Raw genomic sequence first — 14,919 nt, forward strand, 5'->3', positions numbered from 1 at the left:
CCACTCCCAGTCGGTGAACTCCTTGAACGGCTTCCGCTCGAGGTCGGAAGCCAGGAAATCCTCCACCGCGGCGATCAACGCGGGGTTGCGCTTCAGCGGTTCCTCCTTCTCCCCGCTGCACGCGACGCACAACGACGCCATTAGCGCCAGCAGCATGGTCAATCGCAGTGTGAGCCTCACGCGTCCCTCTCCTCATCGGACAACCCAGTAGCCACCATCGGACAACGCGCACGGCAACGACTCGGGCGGACCACCCGGCAGGTCATACCCAGGCTCCTTGCTCTCGTCGCAAGTCTCAGCAGGCCGGAACGGTACATCGTCGCTGTGTTCCAACTCGAATTTGTCGCCGATCCCCACCCGCATCCCTGAACTCACGGCCTGGTAGACCGCGTCGGCGAGATGGTCGGCGTCCATGTAGGTGGCGATGACGCGCCCCATCCGGTCGCTGTACAGCTCCATGGCCTCCTGGAGCGGCGTACCGCTGGACTTCATCTCATGGGCAGTCGTGAAGTCGAAGGAGAACTCCCAGCCGAACCGCCGGGCGATCAACGCGATCCAGTAAGCATGGCGGAACACGTCCAGCTGCCCCGACCGAGGAGCGCCCATCCCGACCGTCGGCGCCGTACCTGATCAGAACCGCTTCCTTCGTGATGTCGCCGACGCGGTCGATGAGGTGTTCCGCGAGTTGGACGGGAATCTTGAGTGACTCCGTGTCCCACCCGGTGGCTTGAGTAGGCATTCCAGTCAAGCGCCGCCTGCGGCCAAGTCGAGCGACGTCGATAGGACCAGCCGCTTCCCTATCCTGCAGAATCCGCAGCCGGTCACGCAACAGGACTGCCGACACTTGATACCGGCACACCAGGACCAATATGTTCACTAGCGGTATTTGACTCACGATGTCGAACTTTCGGACCAAGGCAACAGCCGCGAGTCGATGACCGTCAGGACAACAGCATCCCTGGCGACGACAAATTCGCGACGGAAAGGCCAGCCTACTTCGCCGGCCTCTCGCCCCAGCAGGAAGCGGAGGAAGCTCAGAACTCCAGATGCAACAATGTACGCCGGAGTACCGACACTTTCCATCGAGTCGATGAAGAATACTGCGTCGGCATCGATGCACTACCGACCGACGTCGAGCACATAGGTATTTCCATGACCATCTCCGGCGATTAGACAATTACACTGCACGAGCCAGTATTGTAGTTCACGTGGCAGGTCGAAGCCCAGGGAATCACGCAGCGCGATGAGTTGCGCCACGCCGGCACCCACCGGTCCGCCCTGCTCCGGAGGTTTCCACACTTGGTTCAGCAGGGTCAGAATTTCGGCCATAATCGAGTCCTGGCCACTCATTACGGAAACACCATGTTGACACCATACCGCTTGCCCGCCGCAAGCGCCTGACCGAGAATTTCAGCCGGCCGGGGCATCCGACCGCCCAGACCGACCTTCCACACCCGCCATGACTCCATCACAATCCCACAGGCCTGTTGCTTCATATCGACCACGTTAGCAATGCGGTTGGGATTGCCCGGAAAGAGATGTGCCCACTCCACGGAACCCTGTGGTGCACCTCGAGTTTGTCCCAGATGGCGCGTCGGCCGCTGACGTTCTGCCAGATGTCGCGCGCTTCGGCGCGCAGTGCGTTCTTGACCTCCGCGGTGAGAGGAGTGGAAGCCATTCGGCCGACCCGGGGCGGGGTGTGACGGACGACGCCCGCGACCGCTGATACCACCTCGCCGCGCACATTGGGATCCCACAGCATCCACTCGACTCACCAACACCCGGCAACGACTTCTCATCGCCAGAGCCGGTCGTTCACGGCGCTTGCCGGCCGAGTGCTTCGCCGGTTCAGCCGATCGGCTTGAGGACGGTCAGCGGGACGTCGAACACGAAGGGTTCGCCGTGACGGTCGCTCAACCATCCTGTGCTGACCGTGGCGATGTCGTGGTGGACGTCGTCGATCGTGCAGGCGACGACGACAGGTCGCGGGTAGGTCGCATCCGGGGTCAGGTCTGAGCCGTCATCGAAGTAGGAGACCTTGCCGACCAACTGGTACGGCCTTCCTCGGACATCGGTCAACTCCACCAGGATCAAGCCCGGCTGCGGTTCGTCGGTGAGCCAGCAGACGGCGGTGGCAGGGAGATGGCAGTCGTCGCCCTTGGCCGGCACCGGTTGCATGAGGATCACGTTACCGTTGGGGACCACAACGCGTATGTACGTCGGCAGAAGCGAGCGTTGTCCGTGTGCGGCTTGCGCGGCTGGCGGCGAGGCCTGCCGACACGTCCCCTGGCCGGGGCCGGTCAGATCCCCCCTTCGACCACGCGGATGTGCATGCTCCGAAGCCGATCAAACGCCGTTGGACGCCGCTTCCGGGCCGGTATTGGCCGCGGCAACAGCAGCCATGCGACGCAGTTCCGCCGCGACGTCCAGCATCGCTCGCCGAGCGTGTCTGTCGCAGGCCAGGAACGAAGCGAACCCGTGCACCAACCCCTCGCGGTGCAGGTGGGTCACCTGCACCGCGACGGCCCTCAGCTGGTCCGCGTACTCGATCCCCTCGTCCCGGAACGGGTCGAAACCCGCCGTGACCACGCAGGTCGGCGGCAGCCCGCGGCAATCGGGAGCGCGCAACGGCGAGGCGTACGGCTCGAACAGCCGCACGTGGTCCGGTGAGTAGCAGGACCGATACCAGTCGACCATGTCGCTGTCGAAGAAGTAACCGCGCCCGAAGAGCTGCCGTGACCGGTGTTCACTCATCCCGTCGACGGCCGGGTAGAGCATCAGGTTGAAGGCCGGCTTCGTCACCGCGTCGTCGACACACCGCTGCGCCACGGCGGCAGAGAGCGCTCCGCCCGCGCTGTCGCCACCGACCCCGACCGCATCGCCGGCGCACCGGGCGGGCTGTACACCCGCGCCGGGACCGGGCCGTGCGCGCCGGCCACGACGGTATCGTGCACCTGCACGTCACGCCCGACACCGGCGAGCAGCACCGACGACACGATGTCGAAATCCCTGCGGACCACCACCAGGTCGGGCACCGCCTGGGGGTCGGCCCTCGGCACGAACCGCTCCAGCGTGATCAGCAACTGGGCCGTCGGGCTCATCTGTGCCCCCTCGACCTCGACGGGCGCGCCGACGATCGCGCGAATCACCCAGTCGGGCATGCGCAACGCGGCCACTACCGCGCGGGTGGCCATGCGGAGGGCCAAACTCACCGATGACTTCCTTCAGCATCACTGGGAACGCTCAGCCCAGAAGTTGAACACGGGCAGCCAGGCCGACGCGACGCGACGTGCGGCAGCACTCTGGTGTGGAACGCGTCGACGTCCTCGTCGCAGGGCATTCAGACCTTGTCAGCGCGGCCCCAGCCGCCGTCATAAGCCCGGCACCCGGTCACCGGTCACGGAGCCAAGTGTGTCCTATCTGGACCTACAGTCAAGCTCCACATTCCATTTGGCGTTGTTGTGCGTCAACAGGCGACGAACGTTGAAGACCGGGATCTCAAGCAGGCCGACGAGAACCTGAAAGCGCCCGAGGATCTCGTCCAGGGCTCGACGGGGCGAACGCCGTGGTCACCATCGCCGCCACCGGGGCCGTGGCCCTCGACCACGGCCCCGGTGATGCACTGCTAAATGGCTGTCTCGTTCAACGGCATCAGGAGACGGTGAACATCTGGTGGTCGGCGCCGTCGAACGGGCGTTGCTCCAACTGGTCGCCCTGGGCGTTGCCCGCGGTGAGGTAGAGGCCGCTGTGGCGGTTGAGGAGCCGGATGCGGCCGTTGCCCGCGTCTTCCGCCAGCCATTCGTCGTTGGTGGTCGCGTTGGCTTCGTACGGGTACTGGATGGCCTTCGCGCCCGCGTCGCGGGATCCCCACCGGATGACGACGTCCTTGCCGCTCGCCTGGTTGACGATCCGCGTGTAGCCGTCGCCGAGGGGCACGAACGCGAAGCGCTGGTTGGTGCCGCCGGTGCTGGGCCAGCGGATGATCTCGGCGTCGTCCGAGAGGCTTCGGCCCTTCACGTCGAGCACGTGGCTGCTGCCGGCGACGGTCACCGTGCGGTTCCCGGTCGGGACGACCGGGACCCTGGTCAGCCTCACCACGTGACCGCCGTTGGCGACCACCGGGATGCTCAGCGTGTCACCGGCCTGGATGACCTTGCCGGTGCGGGTCAGGCCGTCGGAGCCGTCGGTGGTGATCTCCGCGTGCCAGGTGCCCGAGCCGAGGAACGCGGTCGGGTAGCCGATGGTGGTGGCGCCGCCGCGCCTGAGCGCGCCGACGAACCACCGGTCGCCGTTGCGGCGCGCGATGACCCCTCCGGTGAGCGGGTCGCCCGAGACGTGCTTCGTCTCGTCCCACACGGTCGGCAGCATGCGCATCCACCGCTGCGCCTCGGGCCGCGCCTGGTAGTCCGGGATGCGGCTGCCCGGCAGCATGATGCCGCTTTCCAGGAGTACGCCGAGGGCGAGTTCGGCGGCGTCGCTGTTCGGGTTGCGCTGCTGGAAGCTCATCGGCGAGTAGTCGGCCGGGCCCAGTGCGCCGCGGGTGAACGGGAGCGCGGCCACGTGCCCGATGTCCCGGCCGCCGGGGTACTCCTCGCCCCGGACGGCCTCGTTGGTCAGCACGTGCGGCCAGGTGCGGTGGACACCGACGGACAGGCGCGAGCCGTGCAGGTCGACCATCAGCCTGTACCGGGCGGTGTCGGCCAGGGCCGCGTCGTACCACTGCTGACGGGCCCGGGTCTCGGAACCCATGAAGTCCATCTTGACGCCGACGGCGCCCCACCCGGTGATCTTGGTGAACTCCGCGTCCCGCTCGGCGGCGGTGTCCAGGTCCTGCCAGTGGTACCAGAGCATGATCCGCACGCCGCGATCCCGGGCGTAGGTCACGAGCTCGGGGATGATCGCCTGGTTGGCCTTCCACCCGTCGTCCACGAGCAGGTAGGGCCAGCCCTGCGAGGAGGCGTAGTCGGCCCACTGCTTGAGCTTGGTCAGGTCGCGCTGGGTGTCGTGCATGCCGTCCAGCCACGGCCACGCGGCGACACCCGGCTTGATCCACGAGGTGTCGGAGATCTTCGACGGGGGCGCGACGTCGTCGACCAGCGTGGACTCCACGATCGTCGCCGTGCTGCCGATGACGGCGGTGCGCCACGCCGTGGTGAACGCGCCGGATCGCACGATCTGGGCGTCGGCCAGCGCGACGGTGAACCGGCCGGTGCCCTGGGTGTGGGTGAACCAGCCACCCGAATAGCCGCCGTCGACGCCGGACTCGGCGAGCAGCACCCGCGCGCCGTTGGTCTGCTGGGCGAACATGCCCATGTCGTAGGAGCCCGTCGGGACGTCGGCGACCGCGGAGGTCACATAGCCCCTCTCGTGATCGGCGCTGAACACCTGCCGGGACAGCTGGGCGTCGGTCGGCAGTTCGAACGACGTCGCCTCTCTCAGCACCGTCGCACCCGACGGCAGTTCGTAGCGCAGCGCCATGCCATCCGCGGACGTGCGGACGTGCACGGTCATCCGCGCGGAGCCCTTCGCGAACACCAGTCTCGTCTCGGTCGCGGACCGCGTCCGGACCCGGGACTTGCCCGCCGTGACCTCGTAGGTGTACGAGACGGGGGCATCCGTGCGACCGACGAACTCCAGTCCGGTGGTGAAGTCGACCTGGCTGGTGACCAGCCCGATCGGGGCGGGTGTCAGGGCTTGGCGGCAGTTCCAGGTCGCGCCGAGCGAGAGGGCGCCGTTCGCGTCCATCGCCACGGTGGCGCGCACGCCGTCACAGCCGGTCTGGGCAACACCGGGCTGGACCGAGGTCCAGCTCCCCGGCGCGGCGGCGGATGCGGGCACCGCAGTGACCGAGCCCATGCCGGCGAGCACGGCGACGGCCGTGCCGGCGACTCGAATCCCGCTTAATCGGAGGAGTTTCATGTGTCCTTCCGGGTGGTTGCAGGAGAGGTTGTGCACAACTGGGTGAAGGCCGATCGACAACGGACCGGTCCGTCAGGATCGGATCAGCTGCCAGTGCTGGTGGCCGGCGCCGTTGTGGTCCCACTGGTCCAGGACCGTGCCGTCCGCGGTGGACCCGCCGGGCACCTCGAGCACCCGCTGGCTGAGCCGGTTGGTGAGGGTGAAGTAGCCGCCACCGACCGGTGTGACGGCCCAGTGCTGCTGGTGGACGTTCGCGTCGCCCCAGATGTTCATGGTGCCGCCGTTGACCCGGGACAGGCCACCGACCTCCAGCAGCTTGCCGCTGTTCTGGTCGCGGATCTTGAAGTACCCGTCGCCGGTGGAGATGAAGGTCCACTTCTGGCACGCGTGGTTCAGCCACGGCCACTGCTGCACCGGGGTGTTGTTCGCCGTGCCGAAGTCCCGCACGTCGAGCACCTTGCCGCTGGTGCGGGACTGGATGCGGTAGACCGTGTTGGCCGGCGGGAAGCGCGAGACCAGTTGCGGGCGAACGCTCCGGCCCCCGACGTGCACTCCGTTGACGTTGACGTAGCCGCCGGTGGCGGCCGTGACGGTGATGCGCACGAAGCCCACGTCCCGGTTGGTCCACTCGGCGAGCTTGAGCCGCGGGTTCGCGGCCCAGTTCACGGTGGCCACCGTGGTGAAGGCGACGCCGTCGGTGCTGGTGGCGATGGTGGCCGCGGTGATGTCGCCGTCGGTGGCGTTGGTGCGGTTCCACTGCTTGGGCAGGTATTCGAGCGTGGAGACGTTGCTCCACACCCCGCCGAGGTCGATCGTGATCGTCTGCGGCAGCGTGCGCGCCCCGCCCCAGGTCGACCAGCAGGTCTCGACGTCGCGGTCGCTGCGGTTGTCGATCGCGTGGTAGGCGAACTCGCCGGGGTTGTAGGACGACGCGTAGGCCGCCACCGCGTTGACCGGCCACTCGACCCGCAGCGGCTGGGCCGGCAGCGGCGGACGCGAGGTGTTCGGGCTCCAGGCCGCGCCGACCTCCGCGAGCCGGTTGACGATGTTGGTGTCGAGCCTGCCGTCGCGGTTGGGCGGGCAGTTCAACAGGTACGAGGTGTACTTGGGCTCCAGGTCCCCGAGGTCGGCCAGGATGGCGTCACGGCTGCGCGGCGCCTCGGTGGCCGTGTGCGGGTGCCAGAACCAGCCGCGACTGATCGTCTCGCCCTGCATGCCCGCGAACGTGTTCCCCTCCGGGGCCCGGATGCCCAGCGGGGCCTCGAAGTAGATCGCGTCGCCCAGCCAGGGCTGCGCCAGGCCGCCGTGGTCGACCATCACGCAGTCCGGTTGCAGCGACTTCACCAGGTTGCGGACCTCCTGGTAGGAAATCTGCTGCTGGCCCATCTGCCAGGCGTAGCCGTCGGTGACGAACAGGTCGATCGTGCCGTAGTTCGTCAGCAGCTCGCGGATCTGGCCCAGCACCACGGTCATGTCGCGCGGCTCGATGGACTGGTTCGGGTCGCCGACGTGACCGCCGTACGCCTCGATCGTGTGCGTGCGGTCCCAGATCGAGTAGTACAGCCCGACCCGCAGACCCCGGGCGCGGAACGCGTCGACGTACTGGCGCACGACATCCTGCTTGTAGCCCGAGTAAGCCACGTTCTGGGTGCCGAACGCCGTGGGCCACAGGGAGAAGCCGTCGTGGTGCTTGGTGGTGAGCACGCCGTAGCTCATCTTCGCGGCGGCAGCGGCTGCCGCCCACTGCGCGCAGTCCACCGAGGGCGGCGCGAACCTCGACGGGCTCTGCCCGCCCGCCGCCCACTCCTCGTCGGTGAACGTGCCGAGGTTGAAGTGGTTGAACATGCCGAACCGGAGGTCGACCAGGCTCGACAGGTCGGTCTGGGTGTCCGCCGCGAAAGCCAGCGGCGAACGCCCCATCAGCCCCGGCACCGCGACCGCGGTCGCCGCGATGCCGGTGGCCGCCAGGAAACCCCGGCGAGATAGTCCTGATGTCGTCATCGACACTCCCGTCCCGACGCCGCCACAGTGCGACATCGTCCAGTCGACGCCAAGCGTTGTCGCCGGCATCGCGCCTGATTCGATCCTGTTCGGACAGTTCCGATCGCCCATGCTCTCCCGGCTGTGCAGCCGGTCAGCCGGTCAGGCGGAAGGTGGCGTCGTTGCGGGCCGTCGTGGTGGTGATCGGGTCGAGCTTCAACTGGTAGGCGTAGTGCCGGACCGCGCCGATCCGCGACAGCGTTCGTCGCACGGTGTTCCTCCTCCGGTCAGAGGGTGGGGACGATCGGGGCGATGGTGCCGTCGACGTTGAGCGTCATGCGGTCGACGGTGACCTCGCGGTTGGTGCCGTCCCCACCGGGCACGGCGAACCGGTGGTAGGCGATGTGCCAGGTGTCGGTGCCGGGCGCCTGGACCACCGAGTGGTGGCCGGTGCCCTTGATGCCGAGCTCCAGCCGCTTCTGGAGCACGACACCGCGCTTGGTCCACGGTCCGAGCGGTGACGGGCCGGTGGCGTAGGCGACCTGGTAGTTCTCGTCGCGGGTGTCGTTCTCCGACCACATGAAGTAGTACGTGCCGTTGCGCTTGAACACGAACGAACCCTCGTTGTAGCCGGTCGGCGTGATCGCGCGCACCCGCGCCGGGTCGAACGAGGTCATGTCGCCGTTCAGCGGCACCACGTTGGCGGTGCCCTGGCCCTAGTACAGGTACGACTGGCCGTCATCGTCGGTGAACACCATCGGGTCGATGGCCTGCCCCGGGTACGCGCCCGCCCGGACCAGCGGCTTGCCCAGGGCGTCGTGGAACGGGCCGGTGGGCGAGTCGGACACGGCGACGCCGAGTTGCTTCCTCGTGTCACCGGAGGCCGAGCCGCCGCTGAAGTACAGGTAGTAACGCCCGTTCTTGGCGACGACCGCCGGGGCCCACGCCGAGTTGTCCGCCCACGACACGTCCGGCCCGTGGTCCAGGATCACGCCGTGGTCGGTCCAGTTGACCAGGTCGGTCGAGGAGAACGCCTTGTAGTAAGTACCGGACCAGCTCGCGTAGCCGTCCGTCGTGGGGTACAGGTAGTACCGGCCGTTGAAATTGGTGATGTGCGGATCGGCGAACAGGCCGGGGATGACCGGTCCCTTGGTGGTCTTCGGGGTCCACGGCGCGGTCAGCTTGAACGAGCTGTCGGCGTGGAACCGCGCGGTGTCCTCGTACGTCTCCACCCACAGCTCGAAGTTCTTGTGCCGCAGCCGCCGGTCCGGGAAGTTGAACGACACCAGCGACACCGAGCCCGCCACCGAACCGGCGACGGCGCAGAACGTCGCGTCACCGCGGAACGTCGGCGTGCCCGTGTTGGCCTCCAGGCGCACGCGCCGGTCGTAGTGCCGCAGGAACATCCCGTTGGCCGCCTGGAACGAGTAGCACGACGACGACGCCAACCCGTTGACCACGGTGAACGTGGCGTCCGACTTGGTCAGCGCCGAACTGCCGGACGTCACCGCGTCGAGCCGACCCAGGTAGTCGGCGTGCCGGACGAACCGACCCGGGTAGTTCACCGACTCCAGCGACCGCGCCCCGGTGGGCAACGTGTCCGCGGCCGCCGGGATGACGGGCAGGGCGAGGGTCGAGGCGACGACGAGGGACGAGACGGCGAGAGCGCGTACTCGTCGGTTCATGGAGTGCTCCGATCTGCGGTGAGCGGGGCGGTGGAGCGTGCCGGTGCTTCACCACCGGCTGCGCGGTCATCTGCGGGCGACGGCGTAGCTCGCGTCCGCAGAGGCACAAAAGTGAGCGCTAACATCCTGCGCCGAAAGACGGCCTTCGGAGGGACCGCAGTAAGACCACGATGCGCAGGACCGCCCGCCACGGGCCACAGGCTTGGTCGGGTCGACAACGAAACTCGCTGGCACCATGCCTGCCTACTCCCCTGCGTCCTTGCAGTAGCAGCCTTGGTCGATAGAGGGTCGGTTCGCGGCCATCGCGGACATCCACCACGCGGGATACGACGCGGTAGACGCCCGATTGTTAGCGCTAACGTAGGGCGGGTGGCTATATGGAAACATGGCGGCAACTAGGACGTCAATGGGTGCGCCCGCCGTTACCTGTGGTAACAGGTGAAGCCCAACTACCTCGCGCGCTGTTGATCCGGTCGACGTGGGCGGGCAGCTAGCGGTACGCGTGTGGGAGCCAGAACTCTGCACCTGGTGCCGAGCTGCGGACCCGCCGCCGAAGGAGCCCCGCCACCGGATCGGGTATCGGTTCCAGAGTGGTCACCAGAACTCACGCGAAGATGCTCTGGAACGAGGCCGCAATCACGCAGTGCGGAGTGCGAGGTCATCTTGCGAGGGGCCGGCAGGTGCGCGCGAGTCACGCAACCCCTGATAGGGCATAGTGTCCTGCGGTGTCATCGGCTGATGTCGCCTACCTTGGGGAGAAGGTGGTCAGAAGTGACGCCGCGCTCACGTGTCCGATGGGCCCGGGCCGCCATGTTGATTGCACTGACCGGGGGAACGTTCGCGGTGTCCGCGACACCCTTGGCAGGCGCCCCGGCACCCATCAGCATCCTGAGCGTGTCAGCCGAGAACGTGAAGCCGGGCGACAAGGTTCACGTTCAGTTCCGCGTCACGAACAACGGGAGTGGGGCGGACACGGCCATCGTGGTGGTCGGTGGCGGCCTGCAATGCACCACCGGGTGTCGGGCGGAGCCGAACCTCAAACCCGGCCAGAGCCAGGACTTCCAGGCCACCGTCGTCGCGCCCGAGGTGAACGCGGGCGAGACCCTCGGTGTCAACATCTCGGTCGCCGTGCGGCTCGGCGGGCAGAACAGCTCCGACTACAGGATGGTCTACATCCACGGCGCGGGCGCAACGCAACCCGATGCGGATACGCCGTCGCCCGAGGTGGACAAGCCGTCGCCCGAGGTGGCCGGGGTGTCTGGCTGGGTCCGCGACCCCAGCGGCAAGGCGATCGGCGGCGTGGCTCTGACCGTCCAGGACAGCGCCGGGCACGAGTACCGCACGACCAGCGACCAGAACGGCCGGTTCTCGATCAAGTCAGGTGCTGGCAAGCCGATCGCCGAGGGCCAGATCACGGTCGACGCGGCCCTGGACGGCTATCGCGCCACCCGCGCGACCGCACGGGGCTCCGCAGGTGAAACCGCGAGCGTGGAACTGACCTTGGCCGCCGTAGCCGCCCCGTCCGAGACGCTGCCGTCGCCCACTGCAACGACGGCAGCGGACGAGACTCCCGAGTCGCAGATCAGCGCAGCCGCAGCGCCACTCCCCGCCCTGGAAGCCGGCAGCGACGAGGGCAGCGGTTCGTTGCCGTTCATCCTGGGCGGCCTGCTGGTCGCCGCCGGCCTCGGCGCACTGGCCCTGATCGTGAACCGCCGCCGGAACAGGCCGGACGGGCCGGCTCCGCACGCGGCGACTCAGCTGGCGGTGCCGGCCGGGGCGGACATGAGCGACGCACCGACTGCGGTGCTGTACACGAAACCGACGGCCGACGGGTTCCCCGGCCCGTACAGCGGGCCCACTCAGGGCGGCAACCAGCAGCGCAGCGACGACCCATACGGCGGGCCGGGCTTCTAATACTTCAGCCGTACCTGGGGATCCTGATCGTCATCGCGCCGGAGTGACGGCCTGAGGTGGACCCGCGCGGGTTTCTCTTCAGCCTGACGGTTGTTGGTCGAGCAGCCCGACGGGGTCGGTGCTGTAGGCGACCATCCAGCTGGGGTCGATGCGATACCAGACGTTCTCGTCCCAGAACGGGTCGTCGCTGTCGCCGTCGTAGTGGTTGACGAGGTAGTCGCGGATTGCCGGCCAAGTCGGGTCGCTGCTCGTCCCCTCGGGGTTCAGCGGAACGGCGTGCCCGTGCGTGAAGATGCCGAGCTGCTCGCCGCGCATGAACGTCGCGCTGATGCCGGGCCGCGCCGCGAGATGACGGGCTTTAGCGGCCTGGCGGTGGGTGCCGACGATCCAGCGGCCGTGCAGGAAATGCCCGTCGGCGCCGCTGATGCGTGGCTCACCGCGCCGGGTGACTGTGGCGATGGCCAGGGTGCACATGCCTTGGCAGACTCTGACGACCTGCTCCGCGTCCAAGGTGCTTTCACCTGGCCGGATGATCGATTTGAGGTGGCTGCTGGAGCCGGCCAAAGACGTGTCGAGCAGGACTTGGAGGCTGTGGAGCTCGTCGGGAGTTTCGAACACTCGGCCAGTTAATCAGCTCCCACCGACAGTGTCGGCTCAGTGCGCAATCGCCGACCGGGCGTGGGCGAGTCGGAAGCTGAGGGAGCGCGCGGCGGTGGTGTCGCTGTAGCGCTTGGCGAAGGATGGTCGGGCGCCGGGCGGGCAGTCACGCGTCCTGCGGCCTGCGGAGTGGCTCGCTGTCGAGGCCGGCTGCCAGGGTCGCCGGTGATGCGGTGCGGCGTGGCCAGGTCCAGGCGGAGCGCAGGATGAAGGCCAGGAGCAGCACCTCGAGTCCGATGGAGAGGCCGTAGAAGTACGAGTAGGTCCAAGACTCCCCTACCGCGTTGAACACCGTGACGGGGATGTAGAGCGTTGCGATGACGAGGTTGGTGGTGCGGTTGACACGGGCGGGCAGTGTCGCGGAGAGCAGGATCATGAGGATCGGGATGGCCATGAGCGTGAGCGCGATGGCGACGAAGGTCGGGCCGGCGTCGAACTCGTGGACGATGCCGGCCAGGATGTCGTCGAGGAAGCCGGGCTTGTACAGGGCGAGGTAGTCGACGTAGATGTAGAGGAACATGAAGCTGGCCCATGCTGCTGCGAGCTTGGCCTGCACAGGCATGCGCAGATCTTCCAGCGTGCTCTGGGACGGCGGATTCTCCAGTGGGGTGCGCGTTCTCATCACGATGCTCCTTGGCTTGATCGGGTGGGTGCTTCCACCTTCACGGATGCCGACGGCGGGCACATCAGCCCCGGAGACTGCTTCGACCTGGCCGTTGGCACAGCCGAGCTCTTGTACTTTCGGCGGATACACCGAGCACGCGGGCTGCCTAGGCTGATCGGATGGCCACCAACGCACTCCGCTCGCCGTGGGCCGAACCTCGACCCACGAACGCCCCGGGCCGGAGGCCACGGGACTGGGCCTTGGTCGCCGTACTGATCTGCTGTTCCCTGGTGGAAGTGGTGCTACGCCAGGACCTGGCGCCACGCCCGCTGCTGCTACTCGCCGTGCTCGCGGTCCTCGGCCCGGCGCTGATCCTGGCCTACGCCCTGTTCCGGTGGGGCATCGACCCGGCACCACGCCGTGGTGGCCCGGCCTGGCGGGAGTTACTCACCGCCCCGGCCCAGGGCATCGTCGCGGCGGACTTCCTCCACCGCGACACCGTGCTCGGCAGGCGCCTGTACGCACTGGCGTTCCTCGAACACGGCACCCGTCGCCTGCACATCACCGGCGTCACCACCCACCCGACACAGGCATGGACCACGTAGCAGGCCAGGAACCTCGCCTCCGACCTCGGACACCGGACGGAGTCCCTGCGCTTCCTGCTCCGTGACCGCGACGACAAGTACAGCCAGACGTTCGACGCCATCTTCCAGAGCGGACGACCTGCGCGTGATCAAGAGCGCGCCGCAGGCACCCCGGATGAACGTCCACTGCGAACGGGTCATCGGCACCATCAGACGCGAACTCCTCGACCGCATCCTGATCACCGGCGGATCCCACGCACGACAAGTCCTCAAGAACTACGAAGACCACTACAACCACACCGACCCCACCAGGCCCGCGACCAACTACCACCCGAAGCCCGGCAGCACCCCGCCGCAGTACACGACCTCGACACCCGCAGACCGCGCCGCACCCGCATCCTCGGCGGCCTCATCAACGAGTACAGACAGGTCGCTTGGCCAGCAGTGATGACTTTCGAGCGGCACAGGGTTGGTCCGGCTGGCTGTCGCTTCGGTGTGGCGAACGGGGCAGGCTGTACCGATGGACGTGTCACCGGCGATACCCGGGATCGTGTCGGCGACGCCTCTGGGCGGCAGCGTGGCGGCCGGGCTCGTCATGCCGGCGGTGATAACGGCTCCGTTCACGATGGTGCTGGCGCTTGCCGTGTGGGGATTCTTCGGGGCTACGGCCGTCTGGTACACGGTGCTTGTGCTGGCGGGCATGCTGGTCGTGCTCGGGCTGGTGCTGTCGGTGTTCCTGGTCGTCCACGAGTTCGGCTCGGTCCACTGGGTCGCGCTGCGCCCACGGGAGGCTCCGGAGTTTCTTCTGGTCAAGCGGATTTTCGGGGAAACTCGGGTGCCGATGGGGGAAGTGCGACGGGTCACCGTGCTCCACCGCGTGAAGATGGGAAAACCGAACGGGGTCGACGTCGTCTTCCACACCGCGACCGGGGAGATCAACTGCCCGAGGGTGGACGACACGGCGAACCTCGCAGAGTGGCTTCGGGACGTGCTCGTGGGCGTCGAGGTCGAACGCACGCGGACCGTCGACCGGCTCCATCCGACGAGGGACCAGTGGTGGCCGTATGCCAGGGTCGCCGCCGAGTGGGGTGTGCCGGTCGAGGCCGTGGGCGCGCTCATCGACCATCTCGGCGTCCGCAGTCACTTCCTCATACCCCGTGTCGGGGCCATGCACGGGGTCAACCAGGGCGTGAATCTGTACGACCCGGATGACGTCCGGGAGATCACCGATCAGCTCGCGCAACCGTCGGCGGAACGCAGGGTCGCCGCGTTGATGCTCCAGCGGCTGACCAGCCTGGCGGAGAACGCCGCGGAGGACAAGTCGTCCGAGGTGCTCGGCGAGGTGATGCCGGATGCCGAGCTCGCTCGCCGGTATCGAGCCGCGCTGGCCCTGACCTCGCTCGAGGAACCCGACGCTTACGTGGCTCATGCACAGTATTCGCTCTGCCAGGCTGTGCGCGGGGAGCCACTACCGCCGGAGGGCGCCGAGGTGCCCTCCGATTTCGCAACGGTTCTCGCCGAGACGCTGGCGACAGCGCCCGTCCTGAGGACCACGAGACTTGGCTGAAGCCCCCCG

Annotated in this window: 15 protein-coding genes and 1 pseudogene; 4 read left to right on the plus strand and 12 right to left on the minus strand. The window is 67.7% G+C overall.

What is annotated here, in order from left to right:
• The 10 genes and pseudogenes from ADK67_RS51790 to ADK67_RS41705 all read right to left on the minus strand — a co-directional run.
• A partial coding sequence (locus ADK67_RS51790; RefSeq protein ID WP_157621503.1) for a hypothetical protein occupies window positions 1–180 on the minus strand: 180 nt, incomplete at its 3' end.
• A gap of 12 nt (window positions 181–192) precedes the next feature.
• Window positions 193–606 carry a DUF6973 domain-containing protein gene (locus tag ADK67_RS41670; protein ID WP_053722119.1) on the minus strand — a complete coding sequence of 138 codons (414 nt, stop codon included), beginning with the start codon at window positions 604–606 and terminating at the stop codon, window positions 193–195.
• A 513-nt stretch (window positions 607–1,119) separates the two neighbouring features.
• Window positions 1,120–1,350, minus strand: coding sequence for a hypothetical protein (locus ADK67_RS51795; RefSeq protein WP_157621507.1), 231 nt, complete (start codon window positions 1,348–1,350; stop codon window positions 1,120–1,122).
• Entirely contained in the window at window positions 1,350–1,553 is a 204-nt protein-coding gene (locus tag ADK67_RS51800) for a hypothetical protein (RefSeq protein ID WP_157621509.1), read from the minus strand. The genes ADK67_RS51795 and ADK67_RS51800 overlap by 1 nt, the downstream gene beginning before the upstream one ends.
• Before the next feature lie 295 nt (window positions 1,554–1,848).
• Entirely contained in the window at window positions 1,849–2,178 is a 330-nt protein-coding gene (locus ADK67_RS41675) for a hypothetical protein (RefSeq protein ID WP_157621511.1), read from the minus strand.
• A gap of 168 nt (window positions 2,179–2,346) precedes the next feature.
• Entirely contained in the window at window positions 2,347–2,829 is a 483-nt protein-coding gene (locus tag ADK67_RS41680; protein WP_053722121.1) for an alpha/beta hydrolase fold domain-containing protein, read from the minus strand.
• A complete protein-coding gene (locus ADK67_RS41685; protein WP_157621515.1) occupies window positions 2,799–3,212 on the minus strand; it encodes a hypothetical protein in 414 nt (137 codons plus the stop codon). The genes ADK67_RS41680 and ADK67_RS41685 overlap by 31 nt, the downstream gene beginning before the upstream one ends.
• 439 nt (window positions 3,213–3,651) lie before the next feature.
• On the minus strand, window positions 3,652–5,919 hold the full coding sequence (locus ADK67_RS41690) for a glycoside hydrolase family 97 catalytic domain-containing protein (protein WP_053722123.1): 2,268 nt from the start codon (window positions 5,917–5,919) through the stop codon (window positions 3,652–3,654).
• A gap of 72 nt (window positions 5,920–5,991) precedes the next feature.
• Entirely contained in the window at window positions 5,992–7,920 is a 1,929-nt protein-coding gene (locus ADK67_RS41695; RefSeq protein ID WP_082404637.1) for an alpha-L-fucosidase, read from the minus strand.
• A gap of 266 nt (window positions 7,921–8,186) precedes the next feature.
• Window positions 8,187–9,584 (minus strand): annotated as a pseudogene (locus ADK67_RS41705) (family 43 glycosylhydrolase).
• Window positions 9,585–10,478: 894 nt separating this feature from the next.
• Between ADK67_RS41705 and ADK67_RS41710 the strand changes: the two are divergent.
• Window positions 10,479–11,498, plus strand: a complete 1,020-nt coding sequence (locus tag ADK67_RS41710) for a carboxypeptidase-like regulatory domain-containing protein (protein ID WP_197289875.1) — start codon at window positions 10,479–10,481, stop codon at window positions 11,496–11,498.
• 78 nt (window positions 11,499–11,576) lie between these two features.
• On the opposite strand, the gene ADK67_RS41715 is transcribed toward ADK67_RS41710, so the two are convergent.
• The gene (locus ADK67_RS41715) at window positions 11,577–12,116 is read right to left on the minus strand and encodes a pyridoxamine 5'-phosphate oxidase family protein (RefSeq protein ID WP_053722127.1); all 540 of its coding nucleotides are present in this window, start codon (window positions 12,114–12,116) and stop codon (window positions 11,577–11,579) included.
• A 145-nt stretch (window positions 12,117–12,261) separates the two neighbouring features.
• Window positions 12,262–12,777, minus strand: a complete 516-nt coding sequence (locus tag ADK67_RS41720) for a DUF6326 family protein (protein WP_053722152.1) — start codon at window positions 12,775–12,777, stop codon at window positions 12,262–12,264.
• A 278-nt stretch (window positions 12,778–13,055) separates the two neighbouring features.
• On the opposite strand from ADK67_RS41720, the gene ADK67_RS51810 reads away from it, so the two are divergent.
• The 3 genes from ADK67_RS51810 (at window position 13,056) to ADK67_RS41735 (ending at window position 14,910) form a co-directional block, all read left to right on the plus strand.
• Window positions 13,056–13,364 (plus strand): hypothetical protein, encoded by a 309-nt coding sequence (locus tag ADK67_RS51810; protein ID WP_197289876.1) that lies wholly within the window; start codon window positions 13,056–13,058, stop codon window positions 13,362–13,364.
• Between the two features lie 124 nt (window positions 13,365–13,488).
• Window positions 13,489–13,791: an integrase core domain-containing protein gene (locus tag ADK67_RS51815; RefSeq protein WP_053722128.1), complete on the plus strand. Its 303-nt coding sequence runs from the start codon at window positions 13,489–13,491 to the stop codon at window positions 13,789–13,791.
• Window positions 13,792–13,863: 72 nt separating this feature from the next.
• A complete protein-coding gene (locus tag ADK67_RS41735) occupies window positions 13,864–14,910 on the plus strand; it encodes a hypothetical protein (protein WP_053722129.1) in 1,047 nt (348 codons plus the stop codon).
• Window positions 14,911–14,919: the final 9 nt, after the last annotated feature.

Source organism: Saccharothrix sp. NRRL B-16348 (genome assembly GCF_001280085.1).
In the GTDB taxonomy this organism is placed as follows: Bacteria; Actinomycetota; Actinomycetes; order Mycobacteriales; family Pseudonocardiaceae; genus Actinosynnema.

Coding starts and splice junctions, on each gene's coding strand:
- ADK67_RS41670 (WP_053722119.1), bottom strand. CDS start 606: ATGGGCGCTCCTCGGTCGGGGCAGCTGGACGTGTTCCGCCATGCTTAC.
- ADK67_RS51795 (WP_157621507.1), bottom strand. CDS start 1,350: ATGAGTGGCCAGGACTCGATTATGGCCGAAATTCTGACCCTGCTGAAC.
- ADK67_RS41675 (WP_157621511.1), bottom strand. CDS start 2,178: ATGCAACCGGTGCCGGCCAAGGGCGACGACTGCCATCTCCCTGCCACC.
- ADK67_RS41690 (WP_053722123.1), bottom strand. CDS start 5,919: ATGAAACTCCTCCGATTAAGCGGGATTCGAGTCGCCGGCACGGCCGTC.
- ADK67_RS41695 (WP_082404637.1), bottom strand. CDS start 7,920: ATGACGACATCAGGACTATCTCGCCGGGGTTTCCTGGCGGCCACCGGC.
- ADK67_RS41720 (WP_053722152.1), bottom strand. CDS start 12,777: ATGAGAACGCGCACCCCACTGGAGAATCCGCCGTCCCAGAGCACGCTG.
- ADK67_RS41735 (WP_053722129.1), top strand. CDS start 13,864: ATGGACGTGTCACCGGCGATACCCGGGATCGTGTCGGCGACGCCTCTG.